The sequence below is a fragment of the Symbiobacterium sp. genome, assembly GCF_040797425.1.
In the GTDB taxonomy this organism is placed as follows: Bacteria; Bacillota; Sulfobacillia; order Symbiobacteriales; family Symbiobacteriaceae; genus Symbiobacterium.
Genome location: NZ_JBFNEH010000034.1, coordinates 24668 through 46901, shown reverse-complemented (window position 1 = coordinate 46901; position 22234 = coordinate 24668). Strand labels below are relative to the sequence as shown.

The window sequence follows — 22234 nt, the reverse complement described above, 5'->3', positions numbered from 1 at the left end:
CCTGACCCGGGTCGGACTTTCACCGACTAGCTGACGCCCATGCCGGGCGTACACGCAACCGGGGGAGCCCCGAGGGGCTCCCCCGGCCCACAACTCGCCCGGCGCCGCCCGGATGCAGGGCCGCTGCAGCTGGCCGCCCAGGTGGGCGCTGATCTCAGGCTCGTTCTCCGGGGCTTACATTCCCTGACAGCCACGACAGTTCATGGGCCGTTCGCCCTGTCCTCGCTTGTCGCGGATTTATGTGCATGCTACAATGCTCACCGGCAAACTGAGTCGGAGGGGGTTTCTCCCTTGGGTCGGAAATGGGAAAACATTAAGCGTTCGAAGGCCAAGCTGGACCAGGAGCGAGGGGCGACCTTCTCCCGCATCACCAAGGATATTATGAAGGCAGCCCGTGAGGGCGGACCTGACCCCGAGACCAACTTCCTCCTCAAGACGGCGGTGGCCGCGGCCCGCAAGGCCAACATGCCCAACGAGAACATCCAGCGGGCGATCGCCCGGGGCGCCGGCCTGAGCGGCGCGGACCGGTATGAGGAGATCGTCTACGAAGGTTACGGGCCGGGCGGCGTGGCCATCATGATGAACATCGTCACCAACAACCGCAACCGCACGGCGGCCGACGTGCGCCACCTCTTCTCCAAGCACGGCGGGTCGCTGGGCGAGTCCGGCTGCGTGAGCTGGATGTTCCAGAAGCGCGGGGTGGTCGAGCTCGACCGCAGCCAGGTGCCGGTCAGCGAGGACGAGCTGATGATGGTGGCCCTGGATGTGGGAGCCGACGACCTGCAGGCCACCGAGGACGGCTACGAGATCTACACGTCCCCTGAAGCCCTGAACCAGGTGCTGAAGGGGCTGGAGGCGGCCGGCATCCCGGTGGAGAAGGGCGAGATCGCCATGATCCCGACCACGACGGTCTCGGTCACCGGCGAGGATGCCGACAAGCTGCTCAAGCTCCTCGACCTGCTGGAGGAGCACGACGACATCCAGAACGTGTATACCAACGCGGACATAGCGGAATCGTAAGATAGGAATGCCACCGGCGGCGCCCGTTCAAAGGGCGCCGCCGTTTGTGCTCCTTCGGCCACTGCGCGCAATCAGGCGGGCGGGTCGCACCTCATCCGGATGCGCCCTCGGGCTCCCGCCCGCGCCGCAGCATGAGCGGCTCCCGCCCCATCCGCCAGACCACTTCCGCCACCGCCGAGAGCACGTCGGCGGGCAGGTGCGGCTCCTGCATCACCGCCACCGCCGCCGGCGCCAGCGGCGGGGTGAAGAAGCCCAGGCTGACCACCCGGTCCGGGCGGCTGGTGGCGGCCGCCAGGTAGGCCGACGAGACCGTGGGCGAGTAGGTGGCCAGAATGGCGTGGGCCGGCGCCAGTTCGTCCAGCCGCGCGAAGAGCGCCCGCTTCGCCGCCAGGTCGTCGCAGGCGGCCTCGATCACAAAGTCGGCGTCACCCACCGCCGCCTCCAGCGAGGGCTCCAGCCGCACCCGGACCTGGTGGGCCACCTGCACCTTGCCCCCGGGGCCTCCGTCCAGGGACTCCAGCCGCTCCTTCACCAGCCGCCCCGCCTCCGCCAGGCCGGCCGCGTCGCGGTCGTGCAGGCACGTGGCAAACCCGCCCCGGGCCGCCAGCGCCGCAATCTCCACGCCTGCGGCCGTACCGCCGATCACCGTTATGCGCTCCATCATGTCCGCTCGCCTCCTCCGTTCGCCTCCTCCGGAGGGCGCTGCCTCCGCCGGGGCGTCCCGGCTCCTGCCCGGCCAGGCGCCCGTCTGCCCGGGCACCGCCCCGGACGCCCAGTTCCCGCTTCCCTGCCTCGGGGTCACCTTATGCGGGCGGGACGGGTCTATTCGCGCAAGTTGTCCGGAAAGGCCATTTCCATCCAGCCCCGTTGCCAGCGGCAGGAGTCCCACTGGTGACTGTGGTATAACTCAAGTGTGAATTGGCGCGGATTGTACGCGCGAATCAGGAGAGGAGGCAGATCATGAACCGGTTCAGGCGACTGCTGTCCATGGGTATCGCCGCGGTACTGGTCTCGGTTCTGGCCCTGCCCGTGTCTGCGGCAGAGGTGGTATCCGCGCGGGTGACCGACTGTGGCCTCGGAGACCACTGGGCCGCTCCGTATGCGTGCGAACTCATTGAAGACGGCATTCTGACGAAGGAAGAGTCGTCTGACCTGAACGCTCCTCTGACCCTGTCGGCCTTCCGCGGCCTGCTGGCGCGGGCCGGCGCATCGCTGGCTGAGGGCACGGAAGCCACGCTCACCCGTGGTGAGGCCATCAAGCTGCTCGCACAGGCCGCCTCCGGCGGGAACCTGGGCGAGGTGGACCTGCGGGTGCTCGATGGTTACGCCGATGCTGCTGCTGCGGATCAGGCGACCAAGGAGGCCCTGGCCTTCCTGCTGCTGCGGGGCGTGGTGGAAGGCCGGGACACCGGCGAGATCGACCTGGACGCGCCCGTGACCCTGGGCGAGGCGGCCAAGCTGATCAACCTGGCCATGCCCGAGGTCCTGCCCGAGGGCGTGGACAAGATCTCCCTGCTGGTCTACAGCGACTTCCACGGTCAGCTTGAACCCAAGGGCGCTCAGCTGGGGGCCGCCCGCTTTACCACGGCCATCGCCGGCCAGTTGCTGAAGAACCCGAACACGGTGCTGATCGACGGTGGCGACAGCTTCCAGGGCACCCCCATCTCCAACCTGGTGGATGGCGCGTCGGTGCAGGAGTGGCGCAACAAGGTCGGCGTGAAGATCGCCACCCTGGGCAACCATGAGTTTGACTGGAGCCAGCCCAAGCTGCAGGAGATGCTGAAGCGCGCCGACCACCCGACGATCGCCGCCAACATCCTGATCGAAGGGACCCAGGAGCGGCCGGACTGGCTGACTCCGAGCACGATCCTCGAGATCGGTGGCTACAAGATCGGCTTTATCGGCATTACCACCCCGGATTCTGAGAACATCGTCCTGGCCGCCAACATCGAGGGGCTCGACTTCGTTGATCCTGCTCCGATCGTCAACGCTGAGGCCAAGGCCCTGCGGGAGGCGGGCGCTGACCTGGTGGTCGTGGTCAGCCACAGCTCAGCCAGCCAGAGCCCCGTGGAGCCGCTTCGGGTGGTCAACGAGGTGTCCGACTGGATGTCCCAGGTGACCGAGAAGATCGATGCGGTCACCGGCGGTCACTCCCATGAGATGGCGGCTGGCTACGTGCTGGATGCCAACGGCAACCAGGTGCCGGCCGTGCAGTCCGGGTCGCAGGGCACCGGCCTGGCCCGCATTGACCTGTACATCGACCGGGCCAGCAAGCAGGTGACCAAGGCGGCGGTCGACGTGTGGAACCCGAACCAGACCCTGGCCCCGACTCCGTGGGCGAACGACCTGGTTGCCAAGTGGGCCGCCGAGATCGAGCCGATCAAGCAGACTCCGGTGGGCAAGCTGGCGCATGAACTCACCCGCACCTACCAGCCCTCCGGCGAGAGCCCGCTGGGCGACTTCATTGCAGACTCGATGGTGGCCGGTGCCCCGGGCGCCCAGATTGCGGCGCATAACGGCGGCGGCATCCGGGCCGACCTGACGCCTGGCGAGAACGGCCTCATCACCTGGGGCGACCTCTACAGCACCAGCCCGTTCGGCAACACCCTGGTGCTCGTGGACATGACCGGCAGCCAGATCAAGACCCTGCTGGAGCAGGCGCTGACCGGCTACGTGAACCGGATTCTGAACAACGGTGGCTATGGCCCGCTGCAGGTGTCCGGCATCACCTACACCTGGGACTTCAGCAAGCCCGACGGCGAGCGGGTGCTCGAGATCAAGCTGGCCGACGGCACGCCGCTTGACATGGATGCCACCTACAAGGTGGTCGTCAACAACTTCATGGCCTCCGGCGGTGACGGCCTCACGATCCTGGCGGAACTCACCGACAAGCAGGTCGACACGGGAATCGTGCTGCTCGACTCGCTGGTGGACTACTTCAAGGCCGTCGCCGGTGATCAGCCGCTCACCTACGAACTGCAGAACCGGGTCCAGGTCATCAACTATCCTGCGGAGTAATCCGCAGGGGCAGTGTGTGGGGGCTGTCCCTCTTCCGGGACAGCCCCTGTGCCTTATTCCAGCACTGGCGGCATGTTCCCCTGGTCGCCGCCGGCGGCTCCTGGCCCGGTGTTCCGGTCCGACCCAGCCGCCAGACCGGAGAAGGGGTTCACGTGCACCAGCACGTTCCGGCACTCGGGCACCGCCCGCATGATCGCCGCCTTCACCCGCTTGCCGATGCGGTGGCCCTCCGCCACGGTGAGGTGGGCTTCCACGCTCACCTTGCAGTCCACGTAGATGGCCGGGCCGAACACCCGGGCCTTCACGTCGTCCACCGCCCGCACCCCCGGAACCGAGAGGGCCGCCCGCTCCAGGGCGGCCATCGTGTCGGGATCCGGGGCCCGGTCCATCAGGTCGCGCACGGCCTGCCAGTAAAGGCCGAGCCCCATGCGCAGGATGAGTCCCGAGACCAGGAGCCCCATGAGGGGGTCGAGCAGCGGCAGGCCGAAGCGGCCGCCCAGGGCGCCGGCCAGGGCCGCCGCCGAGGCCAGCACGTCGGTGCGCTGGTTCGCCGCGTCCGCCAGCACTGCCGGGCTGCCGATCCGCCGCCCCAGGCGCTCCAGGTGGCGGGCGAGGCCCTCCTTCGCAGCCATGGAGAGGGCGGTCACCACGGCCGCCGACAGGCCGATGGGCTCCGGCCCGGCCCGCAGCGCCTGCAGCGCCCCGGCGCCCGTCATGAGCCCGGCCAGCGTGACGATGACGCCCACGAACTTGGCGGCCACCGGCTCCGCCTTCTCGTGGCCGTAGGGGTGGTTCCAGTCCGGCGGCAGCGCGGCGATGCGGCTGCCGCCCATCACCACCAGCGTGGCCAGGATGTCGGTTCCTGAGTTGGCGGCGTCGGCCAGCACGGCGGTGGAGCCAGTGAGCAGCGCGGCCGCCCCCCGGGCGACCGTGAGGCTCAGGTTGACCAGGATGGTGAGCGCGCCGGCCCGGTTGATCAGCCGCTGGCGCTGGCTCCCGGAGACGCTGGACGGCAACGGGTCCCCCTCCTTTCCGCTCTAGTATGCGCCGCGCGCCGGCCGGGCGGGGCCCGCACCGTCCCGGTTGCAGGACTTCTGTGGCTCAACACGAAGTTCAGAGCTGAAACTCTACACGCACGAAGAGGGTGTGCCCCGTGAGACCCTCTCCTACCCTCATCCTCCGCATCAGCATCACGCTGCTGATCGCCGCGATGCTGGGCGGGCTGGCCGGGTACCTCCAGATCAGCCGGGAGCCGGTCATCGCGGCCAACTACCCCGTGCGCAGCGGCAACCCGCCCCTGCGCTTCCTGATCGTGGCCCCGGCGCAGGACAACTCCTTCTGGACGCAGGTCTACCGGGGCGCCAGCGAGGCCGCCGCGCGGCTGAACGTCACGGTGGAGATGCAGGGCGCCCGGCGGGCCTCGGTGGAGGAGCTGGTGCAGCTGATCGACATGGCCGCCGCAGCCCAGGTGGACGGCATCATCACCCAGGGGGTGGAGGATGCCTCCCTGGCGGCGGTCATGACCAAGGCCGCCAACCGCGGCATCCCGGTCATCACCGTGGAAACGGACATCACCGGGTCACCCACCCGCCGCCTGGCGTACGTGGGCACCGACAACTACCAGGCGGGGCGGCTCGCGGCCGAGGAGCTGATCCTGCGCACGGGCGGCGAGGCCGTGATCGGGATCGTGCGGGGCCACCTGGGGCCGGAGGAGTCCGACCTGCGGCTGCAGGGCTTCCGGGACGCCCTGGCGATGGCGCCCAACATGCGCATCGTCGCCGTGGCCGAGTCGCAGCTCAACCGCAACGTGGCGGGCCGGAAGGCGCTCCAGATCCTGCAGCAGTACCCGGAGGTCACGGCCCTGTACGCGACGACGGAGGTGGACAGCATCGGCGTCGCGCAGGCGGTGGCCACCGTGACCGGGAGCCGCGACATCCTCGTGGTGGGCTGGCGCAGCGAGCAGGGCTGGGCGGAGGAGCCGCTCAGCAACCTCGTCCGGGTCTCCATGGTGGAGGACCCGGCCGCCATGGGCCGGGTCGCGGTGGAGGTGCTGGAGGCCTACCTGCGGCGTGACGTGCGGCCCGACCGGGAACTCTCCACCCCCGTCACCGTGAAGTCCAGGGGGCGCCGCCTATGAGGCTCACCACCGTCCAGGTCCGTCTGATGGCCACGATGATGCTCATCGTGCTCCTGCTCTCGGCCTTCGCCCTGCAGATGTTCACCCACTCCCGGGGCACGGCCAACATGTACCAGGAGCGGCTCGCCGACCTCGTGCGGGTGGCCGAACTCACCCAGGCGGTGGACGAGGCGGCCCGGACGCTGGGCCAGCTGGCCACCGACCCCGCGGCCGGCCAGACCGAGGCCCGCTTCGCGGCGCTGCGCTCCGAGATCTACCGCCTGCGCCGCGAGCTTCCCCAGGCCACCGTCAGCCGCACCGGCGCCAAGCTGATGGTCGACCTCGACAACATGACCGACAGCTTCCTGGTGGAGGCGGGCGCCGCCATCCACGCCTTCGGCGCCGCCAACCTGGACCGCTACTACGAACACGACCGGGAGGCGGCCACCATCGCCCGGTACGTGCGGGAGACCGCCGACCGGCTGCTGGCCGCGGAGCTGGAGGCGTTCAGCGAGGTCTACCCCGAAGTGCTCGAGCGGGATCAGCTCCTGCAGCGGATCGCCCTCACCGTGCTGGCGGCCGTCAGCCTGATCGTGGTGGTGGCGGCCTGGTCCTTCGCCCGCAGCGTCACCGACCCGCTGCAGGCCCTGGCCGGCGCCGCGCGCCGAATCGCCGGCGGGGATCTCACGGGCCCGCCGGTGCCCGTGGGGGTCGACGAGGAGATCAAGGTGCTGGGACAGGCCTTCAACCAGATGCAGGAGAGCCTGCGGCGGCACATGGAGGAACTGGCGTCGAAGGCGGAGCTGGAGCGCCGCCTCCGCCACGAGGAGATGGAGAACCTGCAGATGCAGAGCCTGCTCCGGGAGGCCGAGCTGCGGGCCCTGCAGTCGCAGGTGAACCCCCACTTCCTCTTCAACACGCTCAACATGGTCGCCAAGACCGCGCTCATCGAGGGGGCGGACCGGACCTGCGGCCTCCTGGAGACCGTGGCCGACCTGCTGCGCTACAGCCTGCGGGCGCCGGACCGGCCGGTGACCCTCGGGGAAGAGGTCGCACAGGTCAGGCGCTACATGACGATCCAGCAGGAGCGCTTCCGCGACCGCATACGGTTCCGGTGTGACATCGACGAGCCCGCCCTGGCCGTCACCATTCCCTGCCTCATGGTGCAGCCGCTGGTGGAGAACGCCGTGATGCACGGCATCGGCTCCCGGGAGCAGGGGGGAACGGTGGAGCTGACGGTGCGGCGGGCCGGCGACCGGGTGCAGGTCGTCGTGGCCGACGACGGCGTGGGCATCCCGGAAAACCGGCTGGCAGCCCTGATCGAGGGCACCGCCGAGGTGAACGCCCGGGGCCACACCACCGGCCTGGGCCTCTACAACGTCCGCCGCCGCATCGAGCTGTTCTACCGCGACCAGGCCACATTCCGCATCGAGAGCGCCCCCGGCCGGGGGACGCGCTGCCTGATCGAGCTGCCCTACCACGTGGATCCGCACACGGCCGGGGCAGACCACGACCAGACAGGGGGGGAGAACCGTGCGCATCCTGGTGGCTGACGACGAACCCATCGAACGGGAGGCCCTGCGCGTGCTGCTGCAGCGCCACCTGCCGGAGGCCGAGGTGGTGGGCGAGGCCGGCACCGGCACCCAGGCGGTGGATCTGGCCGAGCGCCTGCACCCCGACGTGATCCTGCTGGACATCCAGATGCCCGGCCTTACCGGGCTGGAGGCCCTGCGGGAAATCCGGAGCCGCTGCCCGGACACCCGCTGCGTCATCGTGAGTGCGTACGACTACTTCCACTTCGCCCGCGACGCCCTGCGGCTGGGTGCGGTGGACTACCTGCTCAAGCCGGTGAAGCGCGACCAGATGGTGGCGCTCCTCCGGCGCCTGGCCGCGGAGATCGCCTCGGAGCGGCAGAAGCGGCAGGACGACCTGGCCCGCAAGGAGCAGCTCGCCCTCGTCCGGCCCCTGGCCGAGGCGGAACTGTACCGGCTCCTCATCAGCGGCGAGGCCCCCGACCGGCGCGCCACGCTCCAGCAGTTCCTGGGGATCGACTTCCGGGCCGGGTTCTGCATGGTGCTGGGCCTCACGCCCCGGTCGTTCCCGCCCGACATGCCGGGGCCCGAGCGCGCCCGCCTCAAGGAGGCGGCGTTCCAGTACCTGCACTCGCTGGCCCACTCCCTCTGCACCTGTGTCATCGGCGTCGAGGAGAGCGGCGTGAGGCCGCTTCTGGTCACCGTGGATGTGCCCATCGACGAGTACCACAGCCGCACCTGGTCCTCCGCCCTGGCCCACCGCCTGCGCGACCGGGTGAAGGAGCAGACCGGGGTGCGCCTCCGGGCGGGCATCGGCCGGCCGGCGCTGCCGGGCGCGCTCCTGCGCTCGTACCAGGAGGCCATGGCGGCCTTCCGGTTCGAGGACGTGTCCGAGAAGGTGACCCACTTCGGCGACCTGGAGGGGCTGGAACCGGCGGAGGAGGCCGGGGCGCAGTCCCCGCCGCGCCTTCCGGACCGCTGGCGGCCCACCCCGGCGGTGCTGACGGCCGTCGCCCGCGGCAAGCGCTTCATCGAGGAGCACTTCGCCGAGGAGCTCTCGCTGGAGCGGGTGGCCCGGGAGGTCTCGCTCACCCCTTACTACTTCTCGAAAATCTTCAGCCGGGTGTGCGGCGAGAGCGTGGTCGACTACCTCACCCGCGTCCGCATCGAGGCGGCCAAGCGGCTGCTGGCCGACCCGGCGATCTCGATCAAGGAGACCTGCTTCCGGGTGGGCTACAACGACCCCAACTACTTCAGCCGGGTGTTCAAGAAGGTCACGGGGCAGACGCCCACCGAGTACCGCACCAGCATGGTCTAGGGGATGTGGCGCGTGCGCAAACTCACCGTCCTGCTCATGGGCCTCGCACTCTCGCTCGCAGCCTGTGCGGCACGGGAGGCCGCCCCGAGCGAGGCCCAGCCGGACATCCTGATCGGCTTCAGCATGGATACTTTGCAGGAGGAGCGCTGGCAGCGGGACCGCGACCTCTTCGTCGCGCGCGCCCGTGAGCTGGGCGCCGACGTGATCGTGCAGGCCGCCTCCGGCGACTCGTTTCTGCAGATGAGCCAGGCGGAGAACATGATCGCCCGGGGCGTGGACGTGCTCGTGGTCGTCGCCCACGACGCCGAGGCGATGCGGCCCATCGTCAGCGAGGCCCGGGCGGCCGGGGTGAAGGTGGTCGCCTACGACCGGCTGATCCGCAACGTCGACCTCGACTTCTACCTGGCGTTCGACCACGAGTGGGCGGGCTTCCTGCAGGCCCAGTACCTCGCCGATCAGATGCCCCAGGGGCGCTACGTGCTGCTCGGCGGTGCGCCGGCAGACGACCAGGCCTGGGAGGTCCGCAAGGGAATCCATCGCGTGCTGGACCCGCTGCAGGAGCGGGGCGACATCGAGATCGTGCTGGAGGAGATGGTCGAAGGCTGGAGTGCGGAGGCGGCCGAGGCGCTGGTCGAAACGTTGCTGCCACCCGACGCCGGAGCCCCCGGGGAAGACGCAGCGGACGCGCCCACCCCCCGCCCGATCGACGTGATCATCGCCGCCGACGACGCCCTCGCGGGCGGCGCTGTTGCCGCGCTCTCCCGGCACGGCCTGGCCGGCCAGGTGCTGGTGGCCGGCCAGAACGCCGACCTGGAGGCGATGCAGCGGATCCTGGCCGGCACTCAGACCATGACGGTCTACAAGCCCATCCGCCAGCTGGCGGCCACCGCAGCCGAGGTGGCCGTGGCCCTGGCCCGGGGGGAGCATCCCTCGGCGACCCGCACGACCTTCAACGGCAAGGACGAGGTGCCCACCCTCGTGCTGGAGCCGGTGACCGTGGACAGGAGCAACTGGCTCGACACGGTGGTGGCAGACGGCTTCCACCGCAAGGAGGACATTCTTGGCATCCCCCACTAGCACAGATTCGTCTGCCGGCAATCCACCCCTCCGCCGGCAAGGGAGCAAACCGGTCCAGCATCAGGACAGGATCGTGCAGAGCACCCGCCGGCGGCATTTGCTACGCTACAGTTGGCTCCAGAATTCGGATATGGGGGGATCGCACAGATGAACCGGTTCTTGAAGGTCAGTCTCGTTGCGACGCTCTGTGCCGCCCTGCTCCTGGCCGCCGGCTGTGGCGGTGGGTCCACCCAGAGCGGGGAGCAGAACAACACCTCGTCGCAGACGCAAACCGAAACGCAGACCCCCTCCTCCGGCGAGAGCACCACCAGCACCAGCTCCGAGAAGCAGGTCGAGATCTTCTCGTGGTGGACCGGTGCAGGTGAGGCGGCCGGCCTTGAGGGCCTGATCCAGCTCTTCAAGGAGAAACACCCTGACATCGAGGTCATCAACGCCGCGGTGGCCGGCGGCGCCGGCACCAACGCCAAGGCCGTCCTGGCCAGCCGCATGAGCGGCGGCAACCCGCCCGACACCTTCCAGGTGCACGCGGCCCACGAGCTGCTGGACACCTGGGTGGCAGCCGACAAGATGGAGCCGCTGAACTTCCTCTATGAGCAGGAAGGCTGGTACGACGCCTTCCCGAAGGGGCTCGTCGAGATGATGAGCAAGGACGGCAACGTCTACAGCGTGGCCGTCAACATCCACCGGGGCAACGTGGTGTTCTACAACAAGAAGATCTTCGATGAGAACAACATCACCCCGCCGACCACTTTCGACGAGTTCTTCACCGTGGCCGAGACCCTGAAGGCCAAGGGCATCACCCCGCTGGCCCTGGGCGACAAGGAGCCCTGGACCGCCCTGCAGCTGTTCGAGTCGGTCCTGCTGGGCACCATGGGGCCTGACAAGTACAACGGTCTGTTCGACGGCAGCGTCGCCTGGGATGATCCGGGCGTGCGCGAGGCGCTCGACATCTTCCACCGGATGCTGCAGTACATCAACGAGGACCACTCCGCCCGCAACTGGCAGGACGCCTCGCAGCTGGTCGCCGAGGGCAAGGCGGCCATGAACCTGATGGGCGACTGGGCCAAGGGCTACTTCACCACCGACCTGGGCCTGAAGCCGAACGAGGACTTCGGCTGGTTCACGTCCTGGAACACCGAGGGCACCTTCATGTTCATCTCTGATACCTTCGGCCTGCCGAAGGACATCAAGCACCGGGATGCGACCATCGAGTTCCTGAAGGTGCTGGGCTCCAAGGAGGGTCAGGACGTCTTCAACCCGCTGAAGGGCTCGATCCCCGCCCGGACCGACGCCGACGTGAGCAAGTACGACGTGTACAGCCAGCAGGCCATGCAGGACTGGTCCACCAACAAGCTGACTCCGTCCATCGCCCACGGCTCGGCGGCCAGCCCCGGCTGGACCGAGAAGATCCAGCAGGTGGTCACGGTCTTCGCCACCACGGGCGACGTGGACCAGGCCCTGAGCGACCTGGTGACGGCAGCCCAGGAAGAGCTCAAGTAAGAGGGGCTGAACGCAACGAGGGCCGACTCCACCAGTGGGCCGGCCCTCTTCCTTCACCCTGAACCGGGGGTGGGTCGAGTGAAAGCGGAGCGGCTGGAACGGTTCGTGCCGTTCCTCATGGTCTTACCTTCGATCATCCTGATCGCCATCTTCGTCTACGGCTTCATCGGCTGGACCGGCTACGTCTCGCTCTCCAACTGGAACACCTTCGTCCCGGACCTCTCCTTTGCGGGGTTCAAGAACTATATCTACATGTTCAAGGACTTCCGCTTCCAGTCCGACCTGCGGAACACGCTCTTCTTCAGCGTCCTCTTCATCGGCTCGTGTCTCGTGATCGGCCTGGCGCTGGCGGTTCTGGTGGACCAGAAGCTGCGGGCGGCCTCGTTCTTCCGCAACGTCTACCTGTTCCCGATGGCGCTGTCGTTCGTGGTCACGGGCGTGGTCTGGCAGTGGATCCTGAACCCGTCCACCGGCGTGAACCTGCTGCTCAAGGCGCTGGGGATGAAGAACACGCCGCTCTGGTACGTGAGCACGCGCATCATCCCCGCCATCAGCGTCGGCCGCATCAAGTTCGGCCTTCCGGTGGCCATTCTGGCCGTGATCATCGCCGGCGTCTGGCAGCAGTCGGGCTTTGCCATGGCCACCTACCTGGCCGGCCTGCAGGCGATCCCCGACGAGGTGCGGGAGGCGGCCAGCGTGGACGGCGCCACGGAGTGGCAGAAGTTCCGCTATGTCATCCTGCCGATGCTCAGGCCGATGACGATCACCATCACGATCATGCTGGCGCACGTGTCGCTCAAGACCTTCGACCTGGTCTACGCGATGACGGGCCCGGGGGCCGGATACGTCACGGACGTGCCGGGCGTGTACATGTTCGAGACCTCGTTCCGGGGCAACCACTTCGCCAACGGCGCCGTGATCGCCATGGTGATGCTGATCTGCTCGGCCATCGTAACCGTGCCGTACCTGCTCGGCCGGGGGAGGAGGGATCTGGGCGATGTCGACATCAACTAGCGCCGTGCCTCCCCGTTCCCTGGCGGAGCGCCTGAAGGCACCCCTCCTCTACCTCCTCATGATCGCGGTGGCGGTCTTCTTCGTCGCCCCAGTCTACGTGATGCTGGCCACGAGCCTGAAGCCGATGGACCAGATCACCCTGGAGCAGATGTGGCAGTGGCCGCGGACCTTCAGCTTCCAGAGCTACGCCGTGGCCTTCGAGAAACTGCGCCCGAACCTCATCAACACCTTCGCCCTGGTCATCCCGGCGACGATCATCTCGTCGCTGGTGGGGTCGCTGAACGGCTACGTGCTGGCCAAGTGGCGGTTCCGCTACGCCGACCAGGTCTTCACCTTCCTGCTGTTCGGCATGTTCGTGCCCTACCAGTCGATCCTCATCCCGCTCATCCGGTTCCTGCAGGAGATCAAGCTGTACAACACCATCTCCGGGTTGGTACTGGTGCACGTCGTCTACGGCATCCCGATCACCACGCTGATGTTCCGCAACTTCTACGCGCAGATCCCCGACTCGCTCATGGATGCCGCCCGCATCGACGGTGCGGGCGTGTGGGGCGCCTACGTGCGCATCGCTCTGCCGCTCTCGCTGCCAGGCTTCGTGGTGACGGGCATCTGGCAGTTCACCCAGATCTGGAACGAGTTCCTGTTTGCGGTCTCCATCACCCAGTCGACCAAGCAGCCGATCATGGTGGCCCTGCAGAATTTGTCGGGCAGCCAGATCGTGCAGTGGAACGTGCAGATGGCCGCGGCGCTCATCGCCGCCCTGCCCACTCTCCTGGTTTACATCCTGCTCGGCCGCTGGTACGTGCGCGGGCTGATGGCCGGCGCGGTGAAGGGCTGATCGCGGGCATGCTATAGCCGGGCCCGACTCTCTTGGGGAGGTGCCTGGCATGTCCGAAGTGTTTCCACCGGAAATGCGGCAGTCCGACAAGTGGGAACTCAGGCAGCGGTACAACCCGGTGGATGTAGAGAAGGTGGAAGGGAACCTGCGGATGACAAAGGTCCGCCGCACGATCCCGGTCACCAAGCAGTACTACTCCAACCACCACGGTCCCAACGAGTAGGCCACGGGGAGGAGGCGAAAGCCTCCTCCTCTTCTGCAGTTCTGAACCGATGCGGCGCCTGCGCCGTTTCACCTTAATGAGATGCTTCTGAACCCCCGTTCCGCCCGGCCTGCGGCCTGCATGGAACCCCGCCGCACCTTCCGGCTGCCAGAGCGGGACGAGCCCTGTAAACGACAAAATCTGGGCTGACGCTTCCGGAGGTGAAGGGAGCGCGATGCGCCTGGCGTCAACGGCGGTGCTCCAGATCCGGCGCCTGACGGCGACCGCACAGCGGCCCGACTGCTCCCTGCGCATTGCACCGCAGCCCGGCGGATGCTGCGGCCAGTTTCTCTACATGTCGCTGGACGTTCCGCAGGAAGGCGACCTGGTGGTCCGGCAGGACGGCGTCGCCGTGTACGTGGCCCCTGCCCTGGCCGAGGTTGTGGAGGGGGCCGTCCTCGAGTACAACGACCGGCTGAGACCGCCCCGGTTTCGCTTCCGCCGCCTGAATGCCCAGCACCGGTGCGCCTGCGGCCGCTCCTTCGGCGCGCCCTTCGTGGGCAAGTCCCGGCAGTGCCGGGCCTACGAGCTCCCTCCCTGGCTGGAAGGAGCCTGAGCAGGCACCCGCACCGGCCGGCGCATACCTGACAGCGTCTGCTCAACGGGAGGCCGTCGCGTCTGTTTCGCCGCCGAGTTGTCTACAAGGCAACAGATTTATGGTAACATTTTGCCATACCCATGAGCACCGACAGAGGGGGAAGGCGAATGACGGCGGCGAGCGAGCGAGAAGGGTAGTTCGGGCAGTTTGGGGGCAGCTTCGTCCCGCCTGAGTTGCAGGAGGTCCTGGACTACCTGGCGGAGCAGTTCTTCCGGTACAAGGATGACCCGGAGTTCGTCAGCGAGTACAGGTACTACCTCAGGGAGTACATCGGCCGGGAGAGCCCGCTGACCTTCGCCCGGAGGCTGACGGAGATGCTGGGCGGGGCGCGGGTCTACCTGAAGCGCGAGGACCTGAACCACACGGGCTCGCACAAGATCAACAACGTGCTGGGGCAGATCCTGCTGGCCAAGCGGATGGGCGCCAGGCGGGTAATCGCCGAAACCGGGGCCGGCCAGCATGGCGTGGCCACGGCGACCGCCTGTGCGATGTTCGGGATGGAGTGCGTCATCTACATGGGCGCCGAGGACACCCGCCGCCAGGCGCTGAACGTGTTCCGCATGGAGCTGCTCGGCACCCGGGTGGTGCCCGTCAGCAAGGGCCAGGGCCGCCTGAAAGACGCCGTGGACGAGGCTCTGGCCGACCTGGTGGCCAACTACCGGAACACCTTCTACTTGCTGGGCTCGGCCGTGGGCCCGCACCCGTACCCGACCATGGTGAAGCACTTCCAGTCGATCATCAGCGAGGAGTCCAAGCGGCAGATGCTCGAGAAGGAGGGCCGGCTGCCGGATGTCGTGGTCGCCTGCGTCGGCGGGGGGAGCAACGCGATCGGCGCGTTCGCGCACTACCTCGACGAACCGACGGTGCGCCTGATCGGCGTCGAGCCCGACCAGGCCGCCACGCTGACCCAGGGCGTGCCGGCCGTCCTGCACGGGTTCAGGTCCCTGGTACTCCTGGACGAGCACGGGAACCCCCGGCCCACCTACTCGATCGCTGCCGGCCTGGACTATCCGGGCATCGGGCCCGAGCACAGCTACCTGAAAGAGTCGGGGCGGGCCGAGTACCACACGGTGACCAACGAGGAGGTGCTCGAGGCCTTCCAGATGCTTTCCCGCACCGAAGGCATCATCCCGGCCCTGGAGAGCGCCCACGCCGTCGCCTATGCGCTCAAGCTGGCCCCAACCCTGGACAGGGACAAGATCATCCTCGTCAACCTCTCGGGCCGGGGCGACAAGGACGTCGAACAGGTCTTCCGCATGATCAGGCAGGCGCAGTAAATCCCGCTCCCGGGTCCGGCCGCATAGGCTGGGCCCGGGGTGTTCTTCATGGGCGCACTTCCCGTCTATCGCGACGTCCTCCTGGCTCTCGAGGCCGCGGCGCGCGGCGCCCCGCTCTGGCCGGCGTTTCACGACATGGCCTACCGCCCCCACCGGGCCTACTTCGACGGCCTGGCCGAGACCTACGGCCCGGCGCTCCTGGACCCTGGTGGGCTGCCCGGAACCGTGTCCCGCCTGGCCCCTGCCCTCCACCGGGCCCTGCGGCCGGCGCCCAGCTATGACATGGAACGCCGGGCCGGGGAGATCCTGGACGCGCTGCGCCCGCTGCTCCCCGGCCCGCTGCCGCCGCTCTACCTGGCCACGCTCTTCTTCGCCGCCCCCGCCGCCACCATCGCCGTCGGGGGACGGCCGGCCATCGCCCTGGGGCTGGAGCGTTTCTCTCCCGCCCCGCCGCCGGGCCCCAAGTACTGGTACCACCCCGACGAGGTGGTGGAGATGCTGCCCCACGAGGCGGCCCACGCCGTGCGCATGGAGGCGCTGGGGCTGCCGCCCACCCCCCGGCGGCTCACCCTGCTGGACATGGTGATGCTGGAGGGAACGGCCCTGCTCTTCACCGACCTCCTGCTGGGCCGGGAGACCCTGGCCACCTTCATGGACCCCTTGCGCCTCGCCTGGCATCGGGCGCACGACGCCGAGGCGGTGGCCGCGGCGGCCCGGGATTTCGGCGCCGCGGGGATGCCGGTCTTCCTCCGCTACTTCAGCCGAGAAGCGCCCATCAGCGGCTACTGGGTGGGCTACTCCCTCTGCCGCCGCTACCTGGACCGGTTCGGGACGGGCGCCATGCCGGAGCTGCTTTGCCTGCCGTCCGTCGAGATCCTGCGGCGGATCGCCTGAACGGAACCCCCGCCGGGTTCCCGTTCCGCCCGCCGGTCCATCCCCCTCCCGAGCCGGCGGGCCTCCTCAACCCCCGGGGCCTCCCCTCACCATCCTTTCCCCACCACCACCCGCTCCTGCACGAACCCGCTGCGGCGGAACAGCGCCAGCGAGGCCCCGTTGTGCAGGGCGATCTGCGCCACCAGCCCGCGGGCGCCGATCCGGCGAGCGTGCGCCTCCGCCGCGGCCAGAAGGCGCGTCCCAATGCCCCGGCCCCGGAGGGCGGGATGGACCCAGATGTCCATCACGACCACCTCCGGTGCCCCCGTGAACGGGTTCCCCTGCGGCAGCAGGAGCACGTGCCCCGCGAGGGCGCCGTCCGGCGCTCCCGGCGGCGGTGGTCCGGCGAGCTCCGCCACCAGCAGCGCGCTGTCCGGCACGGAAAGCACGAGCCGGTACATCTCGTGAAACTGCCGCTCCAGCGCACCGCCGCAGGCGTGCGGCCGCTCGCGGCCCACCAGCTGGTCCCGGGCGGAGGCCACGCCCCGCGCCAGCACCAGAGGCAGTTCCGCCGGTCGATAGGCCCGCACCCGCACCATGTGCCCTCACCCCTCCAGCCACGAATGCTTATGCGGCGCCGTTCGAGTTGAGAAGGACGCGGCCGGACGCTATACTGAGGGGGAAAGGGGGGTCCTTCGCAGTGGCCGGAGATCGATGGCAGGGCGCGACGACCGACCGCGGAAAGCCGCGGATCTACATCCAGCAGTACCTTGACCTGAAGCTGCCCGAAGAACGCTACAAGCAGATCTGCAGAGAGATGGAGTTGGAAGAGCCGTTCTCCGAGGAGGCGGCCACCGCCGTGATGGAGGCGTTTGTGGAAGACCTGGACGACGGCTCCCAGTGCGATTCGGTCCACTTCCACCGGGGCGACGGCATGGTGGTACTGATGACCGTGGTCTCGTTCCCCTACAGTCAGGCGACGTACGACCGCCTGATGGCCGCCTATCTGGCCAAGAAGGCCCTGGGACAGGCCGAGTGAGGGGCGGTGCGCCGCCGAGGAGCGCTCTGCTCCTCGCTGTTTTTTACAGCAGGAAAACCGGTGCCGGTCACGTACTCCAATGCGTGGAGTGGTCTGACCACCTGACCGACTTGCTCACATGGAGCCCCACGCGAAAGGAAGATCGACGCCATGCTCAAGCCCGAAATTCTGGATGCGCTCCGGCAAGCCGTGGGCCCCGAGTGGTGCCTCACCAGCAAGGCAGACTTGATGGCCTACTCCTACGACGCCACGCCGCTGTACCAGCGACTCCCGGACGCCGTGGTTCTGCCGCGCACCACCGACGAGGTCGCTGCCGTGATGCGCGTGGCCCACGAGCACCGCATCCCGGTGCATACCCGCGGCGCCGGTACCAACCTCTCGGCCGGCACCGTGCCCACGTCCGGCGGCATCGTCATGTCTCTCAACCGGATGAACAGCATTCTGGAGATCGACCAGGAGAACCTGACGGTCACCGCCCAGGCCGGGGTGGTCACCGCGGCCCTGCACAAGGCCGTGGAGGAAGTGGGCCTCTTCTACCCGCCCGACCCCGGCTCCATGACCTCCTCCACGCTGGGCGGCAACGTGATGGAGTCCGCCGGCGGCCTGCGGGGCTTGAAGTACGGCGTCACCAAGGACTACGTGATCGCCCTCGAGGCGGTCACGGCCGACGGGCGCGTCTTCCGGGCCGGCGGCAAGAACGTGAAGGACGTGGCCGGCTACGACCTGGTGAAGCTGATCTGCGGGTCGGAGGGCACCCTCTGCATCGTCACCGAGGTCACGCTGAAGCTGCTGCCCATGCCCGAGACCAAGCGCACCGCCCTGGCCATCTTCGCCGACATGACGGCGGCGGCCCGTGCGGTGTCCAAGATCATCGCCAACCGCATCATCCCCTGTACGCTGGAGTTCATGGACAACGGCACCGTCCGGGCGGTGGAAGACTACGTCCACCTGGGCCTGCCCACCGACGCCGCCGCGCTGCTGCTGATCCAGCAGGACGGACCCGCATCCGTCTGCGACGCCGACATCGCCCGCATCGCCGAGATCTGCCGGGAGGAGGGCGCCACTCGCGTGGAGCACGCCAGCGACCCGACAGAGCAGGACCGGCTGATGCAGGCCCGCCGCTGGGCGCTCTCGGCCCTGGCGCGGCGCAAGCCCACCACCATCCTCGAGGACGCGACGGTGCCCCGCAGCCAGCTCGCCCCGATGGTGGCCTACATCCAGAGCGTCGCCCGGAAGTACAACCTCGACATCTGCACCTTCGGGCATGCCGGCGACGGCAACCTCCACCCCACCTGCATGACCGACGAGCGGAACAAGGAAGAGCTCGAGCGGGTAGACCAGGCCTTCGCCGAGATCTACGCCAAGGCGCTGGAGCTGGGCGGCACCATCACCGGCGAGCACGGCGTGGGCGAGGCCAAGGCGCCCTACCTGGAGTGGAAGGTCGGCCCCGTGGGCATCGACCTGATGAAGGCGATCAAGAACGCCTTTGATCCGCACCACATTCTGAACCCGGGCAAGATGTTCGCCGGCGAGACCCGGAAGCGGGTGGTGGTGCGGCAGTGAAGGTGCAGATCTCGGAGGACATGGTCCTCAACTGCATGCGCTGCGGCTTCTGCCTGCCCGCCTGCCCCAGCTACCGGGAGCTGCAGGTGGAGTCGGCCAGCCCGCGCGGCCGCATCGCCCTCATGCGGGCGGTGACGGAAGGGAAGCTCCAGATCGAGGACATCGCCGGCCCGCTGGACACCTGCCTGGGCTGCCGGGGCTGCGAACCCGCCTGCCCGGCCGGCGTCACCTACGGGCACATCCTGGAACAGGGCCGGGCCCAGCTCGCCCAGGTGCGGCCGCTGCCCGGCATCGTGCGCTGGGCCTACCACTACCTGCTGGGCACTCCCGCCGGCATCCGCTTCTCTGGCTGGGCGCTCTGGCTCTACCAGAAGCTGCACCTGAACGGCCTGGCGCACCGCTTCAACCTGGTGGAGAAGGTCGGCGGCAAGGGCCTGGCGGACATGGAGCGGGTGATCCCGCCCGTGGCGTCTCCCGCCCGGCGGGCCGCGCGGCAGCAGGTTAACCCGGCCGTCGGCCAGCGCCGGTACAAGGTGGGCTTCTTCACCGGATGCCTTTCCGACATCGTCTTCTTCGATACCAACCAAAACGCCGTCGAGGTGCTCACGCGCCTCGGCTGTGAGGTGGTGATCCCGCAGGGCCAGGGCTGCTGCGGCGCAGTGCACGCCCATGCCGGCGAGCACGAGATGGCCGTGGCCCAGGCGAAGCGGAACATCGCCGCCTTCGAGCAGGGCGGCTTCGACTTCATCGTCAGCACCGCCGGCGGCTGCGGTGCCGCCCTCCGGGAGTACGACAAGCTGCTGGCCGACGACCCCGAGTGGGCCGACCGGGCGCGCCGCTTCTCCGCCCGCTGCCGCGACTTCTCGGAGCTGGTGGAGCAGCTCGGGCCCATCCCGATGGGCGAGATGCCGGGGGTGTACACCTACCAGGACTCCTGCCACCTGCGCAACGTGCAGAAGGTCGCCGCCCCGCCGCGCAACCTGCTGAAGGCGCTGCCCGGCGCCCGGTTCGTGGAGCTGCCCGAGGCCGACCGGTGCTGCGGCGCCGCCGGCACGTTCATGATCACCCAGGCCGAGATTTCGGACAGGCTGCTGGACGACAAGGCCCGCAAGGTCGAGAAGACCGGCGCCACGACGCTGGTGGTGGCCAATACCCCGTGCCACCTGGAGATGCTGGAAGGCGTCCGGCGGGCCGGCCTCGCCGACAAGGTGCAGGTGCGCCACATCGCCGACGTCATCGCCGAGGCGATGCGCAAGGCGCCTGCCACCGGCGGGGGCCGCTGAGGTACCCGTCTCCTGCGGATACGTCAAACCACCCAGGGGCGCTCGCCCCTGGGTGGCTTCGTTCTGCAACAAACGGGTGGGCAGAATCGTATTATTTAGGGATGTGACTCCGAGGGTTACCCCTCCGAATCGGCCGCCGGGTCACCCTTTGCATCGGAGAGCGGTTTCCGGTTCATCATTCCCTCGTGCAGGCCGTGGTACCAGGCCACCTCGGGCTCCCCCGGCCGCCAGCAGAGCAGCACCTCCTGCCCGTCGATCAGGGCGGGGAAGTCGACCAGGTACCCGCCCTTGAGCTCTCCGCCCAGCTGCCGGATTCGGTCGCACTGCGTCTGTGACAGGATCCGGAGGAAATCGAGTTCGGCCTCTTCCTTGAGGAAGGTATAGGTGTCTACCTTGTCGTCACGCCGCCGGGCCTCCACCTTGCGCTGCCTGAGGCGCCAGTCCTTCTCCTGAATCTCCGCGTCCAGGCGCCGCAGGTAGGCGATGATGCGCTCCAGTTCGGGAATGAGACGGTTCACTTCTTCAGGCGTAAAGTAGTGCTTCCCCAAGACCCATCCCCACTTTCGCTCGGCCGTGCGACCGGTTTACGCGCATTATACGGATTCGGAAGGGCAGAAGTCAAACCCTGCCGGTCCACCGGCGGGGCACGAAAGGTGGATCCCCTGCGTTCATGCTCCTGGATGTCCGCATCGAGTACCTCTCCACCCTGCTCCTGGCCGGCTTCATGGAAGGCACCGGCATCCCCTGGCCGGGCAGCCTCATCATGGCGACCATCGGCATACGGGCGGCCCACAACTGGCACGACGTCGGCGTGCTCACGGTCGCCTTCTGCCTCGGGTACACCCTGGGATCGCTCGCCCAGTACGCCGTAGGCCGGCTCCTCGGTGGGGCGGCCCTGGCCTGGCTGGCGCCGCACCACCGGGAGCGCATCGAGCAGCTCATCGCCCGCTGGGGCCTCGGCGCCGTGTGCTGGGCGCGCCCCCTGGCCATCGGCAACTACGTCTCCATCCCCGCCGGCATGGTGCGCATGAACCCCCTCCTCTTCTGCCTCGCCACCTTCGCTGGCGCCGTCCCCTGGGCCGTGGCCACCCTGGCGGCCGGGCGGCTGCTCCGCAGCCACCTGGGTGCGCTGACGGACCGGCTGGAGCGGTGGCTCCTGCCCACAGTCATCGCCCTGGCCGCCCTGCTCCTGTTCTGGTGGATCCGAATCCTTCGCGGGACCAGTACCATTCAAGGTTTCCGCACCGTCCAAAAAGGCGGATGGGCCAAGCCAGGCAGGCCCAGGTAGTGCGGAAAGGATGTGGCCCTGTTGGCAGTCGACAAGGCAAAGATCGAGCAAGCCGTGCGGATGATCCTGGAGGCCATCGGGGAAGACCCCGGCCGCGAGGGGCTGCTCGAGACGCCGCGGCGGGTAGCCGACTTCTACGAGGAGATCTTCGACGGCCTCGACCGGGACCCGGCCGAACGGCTGTCTGCGATCTTCCACGAAGACCACGAAGAACTGGTGATCGTCCGCGACATCTCGTTCGCGTCCATGTGCGAGCACCACCTGCTCCCCTTCTTCGGAAAGGCCCATGTGGCCTACATCCCCCGCAGCGGGCGGGTGGTCGGACTCTCGAAGCTGGCCCGCATCGTGGAGGACTTCTCCCACCGGCCCCAGCTCCAGGAGCGGCTGACGGCGCAGATTGCGGACCTGCTCATGGAGCAGTTGAACCCCCACGGGGTCCTGGTGGTGGTCGAGGCGGAGCACATGTGCATGAGCATGCGCGGCGTGCGCAAGCCCGGCGCCAGAACCGTCACGTCGGCCGTGCGGGGCGTGTTCCAGACCGATCACGCCACGCGGGCCGAGGCGATGGCGCTGATCCGGCAGGGAACGGCATGATGCGGCGAGCCTCCGTGACCACCC

Annotated in this window: 21 protein-coding genes and 1 pseudogene; 18 read left to right on the top strand and 4 right to left on the bottom strand. The window is 68.5% G+C overall.

The window, feature by feature from the left end:
* Window positions 1-291: 291 nt before the first annotated feature.
* The gene (locus tag AB2385_RS11570) at window positions 292-1020 is read left to right on the top strand and encodes a YebC/PmpR family DNA-binding transcriptional regulator (RefSeq protein ID WP_367655159.1); all 729 of its coding nucleotides are present in this window, start codon (window positions 292-294) and stop codon (window positions 1018-1020) included.
* Between the two features lie 91 nt (window positions 1021-1111).
* Here the strand turns inward: AB2385_RS11570 and AB2385_RS11565 are convergent, their stop codons facing one another.
* Window positions 1112-1684 carry a 3-hydroxyacyl-CoA dehydrogenase NAD-binding domain-containing protein gene (locus AB2385_RS11565; RefSeq protein ID WP_367655158.1) on the bottom strand — a complete coding sequence of 191 codons (573 nt, stop codon included), beginning with the start codon at window positions 1682-1684 and terminating at the stop codon, window positions 1112-1114.
* A gap of 296 nt (window positions 1685-1980) precedes the next feature.
* Between AB2385_RS11565 and AB2385_RS11560 the strand changes: the two genes are divergently transcribed.
* Window positions 1981-4038 (top strand): bifunctional UDP-sugar hydrolase/5'-nucleotidase, encoded by a 2058-nt coding sequence (locus tag AB2385_RS11560; protein WP_367655157.1) that lies wholly within the window; start codon window positions 1981-1983, stop codon window positions 4036-4038.
* 53 nt (window positions 4039-4091) lie between these two features.
* Here the strand turns inward: AB2385_RS11560 and AB2385_RS11555 are convergent, their stop codons facing one another.
* Window positions 4092-5054, bottom strand: coding sequence for a cation diffusion facilitator family transporter (locus AB2385_RS11555; RefSeq protein ID WP_367655156.1), 963 nt, complete (start codon window positions 5052-5054; stop codon window positions 4092-4094).
* 137 nt (window positions 5055-5191) lie between these two features.
* Between AB2385_RS11555 and AB2385_RS11550 the strand changes: the two genes are divergently transcribed.
* The 11 genes and pseudogenes from AB2385_RS11550 (at window position 5192) to AB2385_RS11500 (ending at window position 16464) form a co-directional block, all read left to right on the top strand.
* Complete coding sequence (locus tag AB2385_RS11550; protein WP_367655155.1) at window positions 5192-6175, top strand: substrate-binding domain-containing protein; 984 nt, start codon at window positions 5192-5194, stop codon at window positions 6173-6175.
* The gene (locus tag AB2385_RS11545) at window positions 6172-7707 is read left to right on the top strand and encodes a histidine kinase (RefSeq protein ID WP_367655154.1); all 1536 of its coding nucleotides are present in this window, start codon (window positions 6172-6174) and stop codon (window positions 7705-7707) included. Before AB2385_RS11550 ends, AB2385_RS11545 begins: the two co-directional genes overlap by 4 nt.
* Window positions 7688-9004 carry a response regulator gene (locus AB2385_RS11540; RefSeq protein ID WP_367655153.1) on the top strand — a complete coding sequence of 439 codons (1317 nt, stop codon included), beginning with the start codon at window positions 7688-7690 and terminating at the stop codon, window positions 9002-9004. Before AB2385_RS11545 ends, AB2385_RS11540 begins: the two co-directional genes overlap by 20 nt.
* A 12-nt stretch (window positions 9005-9016) precedes the next feature.
* Window positions 9017-10081: a sugar ABC transporter substrate-binding protein gene (locus AB2385_RS11535; RefSeq protein ID WP_367655152.1), complete on the top strand. Its 1065-nt coding sequence runs from the start codon at window positions 9017-9019 to the stop codon at window positions 10079-10081.
* A 147-nt stretch (window positions 10082-10228) separates the two neighbouring features.
* Window positions 10229-11581 carry an ABC transporter substrate-binding protein gene (locus AB2385_RS11530; RefSeq protein WP_367655151.1) on the top strand — a complete coding sequence of 451 codons (1353 nt, stop codon included), beginning with the start codon at window positions 10229-10231 and terminating at the stop codon, window positions 11579-11581.
* 78 nt (window positions 11582-11659) lie between these two features.
* Window positions 11660-12595: a carbohydrate ABC transporter permease gene (locus AB2385_RS11525; RefSeq protein ID WP_367655150.1), complete on the top strand. Its 936-nt coding sequence runs from the start codon at window positions 11660-11662 to the stop codon at window positions 12593-12595.
* Window positions 12579-13433, top strand: a complete 855-nt coding sequence (locus tag AB2385_RS11520) for a carbohydrate ABC transporter permease (RefSeq protein ID WP_367655149.1) — start codon at window positions 12579-12581, stop codon at window positions 13431-13433. The genes AB2385_RS11525 and AB2385_RS11520 overlap by 17 nt, the downstream gene beginning before the upstream one ends.
* 49 nt (window positions 13434-13482) lie before the next feature.
* A complete protein-coding gene (locus tag AB2385_RS11515) occupies window positions 13483-13656 on the top strand; it encodes a hypothetical protein (RefSeq protein ID WP_367655148.1) in 174 nt (57 codons plus the stop codon).
* Window positions 13657-13870: 214 nt separating this feature from the next.
* Entirely contained in the window at window positions 13871-14251 is a 381-nt protein-coding gene (locus AB2385_RS11510) for a HesB/IscA family protein (RefSeq protein WP_367655147.1), read from the top strand.
* A 149-nt stretch (window positions 14252-14400) separates the two neighbouring features.
* Window positions 14401-15570: pseudogene (trpB, locus tag AB2385_RS11505) on the top strand (tryptophan synthase subunit beta).
* A gap of 48 nt (window positions 15571-15618) precedes the next feature.
* Window positions 15619-16464, top strand: a complete 846-nt coding sequence (locus AB2385_RS11500; RefSeq protein ID WP_367655146.1) for a DUF2268 domain-containing putative Zn-dependent protease — start codon at window positions 15619-15621, stop codon at window positions 16462-16464.
* An 86-nt stretch (window positions 16465-16550) separates the two neighbouring features.
* Here the strand turns inward: AB2385_RS11500 and AB2385_RS11495 are convergent, their stop codons facing one another.
* Window positions 16551-17042 carry an N-acetyltransferase family protein gene (locus tag AB2385_RS11495; protein ID WP_367655145.1) on the bottom strand — a complete coding sequence of 164 codons (492 nt, stop codon included), beginning with the start codon at window positions 17040-17042 and terminating at the stop codon, window positions 16551-16553.
* 101 nt (window positions 17043-17143) lie between these two features.
* Here AB2385_RS11495 and AB2385_RS11490 point away from each other — a divergent pair, with 101 nt between their 5' ends.
* The 3 genes from AB2385_RS11490 (at window position 17144) to AB2385_RS11480 (ending at window position 20328) form a co-directional block, all read left to right on the top strand.
* On the top strand, window positions 17144-17482 hold the full coding sequence (locus AB2385_RS11490) for a hypothetical protein (protein WP_367655144.1): 339 nt from the start codon (window positions 17144-17146) through the stop codon (window positions 17480-17482).
* A 150-nt stretch (window positions 17483-17632) separates the two neighbouring features.
* A complete protein-coding gene (locus tag AB2385_RS11485; RefSeq protein ID WP_367655143.1) occupies window positions 17633-19045 on the top strand; it encodes an FAD-binding oxidoreductase in 1413 nt (470 codons plus the stop codon).
* A complete protein-coding gene (locus tag AB2385_RS11480) occupies window positions 19042-20328 on the top strand; it encodes a (Fe-S)-binding protein (RefSeq protein WP_367655142.1) in 1287 nt (428 codons plus the stop codon). Before AB2385_RS11485 ends, AB2385_RS11480 begins: the two co-directional genes overlap by 4 nt.
* Window positions 20329-20444: 116 nt before the next feature.
* Here the strand turns inward: AB2385_RS11480 and AB2385_RS11475 are convergent, their stop codons facing one another.
* Entirely contained in the window at window positions 20445-20876 is a 432-nt protein-coding gene (locus tag AB2385_RS11475; RefSeq protein ID WP_367655141.1) for a DUF2203 domain-containing protein, read from the bottom strand.
* Between the two features lie 122 nt (window positions 20877-20998).
* Here AB2385_RS11475 and AB2385_RS11470 point away from each other — a divergent pair, with 122 nt between their 5' ends.
* Both AB2385_RS11470 and folE read left to right on the top strand, forming a co-directional pair.
* Entirely contained in the window at window positions 20999-21616 is a 618-nt protein-coding gene (locus AB2385_RS11470; protein ID WP_367655140.1) for a DedA family protein, read from the top strand.
* 18 nt (window positions 21617-21634) lie between these two features.
* The gene (folE, locus tag AB2385_RS11465; RefSeq protein WP_367655161.1) at window positions 21635-22210 is read left to right on the top strand and encodes a GTP cyclohydrolase I FolE; all 576 of its coding nucleotides are present in this window, start codon (window positions 21635-21637) and stop codon (window positions 22208-22210) included.
* Window positions 22211-22234: the final 24 nt, after the last annotated feature.

Bases quoted from the DNA above. Each gene is read 5' to 3' on its own strand.
- AB2385_RS11565 (WP_367655158.1), bottom strand. From the start codon at position 1,684: ATGATGGAGCGCATAACGGTGATCGGCGGTACGGCCGCAGGCGTGGAG.
- AB2385_RS11560 (WP_367655157.1), top strand. From the start codon at position 1,981: ATGAACCGGTTCAGGCGACTGCTGTCCATGGGTATCGCCGCGGTACTG.
- AB2385_RS11545 (WP_367655154.1), top strand. From the start codon at position 6,172: ATGAGGCTCACCACCGTCCAGGTCCGTCTGATGGCCACGATGATGCTC.
- AB2385_RS11530 (WP_367655151.1), top strand. From the start codon at position 10,229: ATGAACCGGTTCTTGAAGGTCAGTCTCGTTGCGACGCTCTGTGCCGCC.
- AB2385_RS11520 (WP_367655149.1), top strand. From the start codon at position 12,579: ATGTCGACATCAACTAGCGCCGTGCCTCCCCGTTCCCTGGCGGAGCGC.
- AB2385_RS11515 (WP_367655148.1), top strand. From the start codon at position 13,483: ATGTCCGAAGTGTTTCCACCGGAAATGCGGCAGTCCGACAAGTGGGAA.
- AB2385_RS11510 (WP_367655147.1), top strand. From the start codon at position 13,871: ATGCGCCTGGCGTCAACGGCGGTGCTCCAGATCCGGCGCCTGACGGCG.
- AB2385_RS11500 (WP_367655146.1), top strand. From the start codon at position 15,619: ATGGGCGCACTTCCCGTCTATCGCGACGTCCTCCTGGCTCTCGAGGCC.
- AB2385_RS11495 (WP_367655145.1), bottom strand. From the start codon at position 17,042: ATGGTGCGGGTGCGGGCCTATCGACCGGCGGAACTGCCTCTGGTGCTG.
- AB2385_RS11485 (WP_367655143.1), top strand. From the start codon at position 17,633: ATGCTCAAGCCCGAAATTCTGGATGCGCTCCGGCAAGCCGTGGGCCCC.
- AB2385_RS11470 (WP_367655140.1), top strand. From the start codon at position 20,999: ATGCTCCTGGATGTCCGCATCGAGTACCTCTCCACCCTGCTCCTGGCC.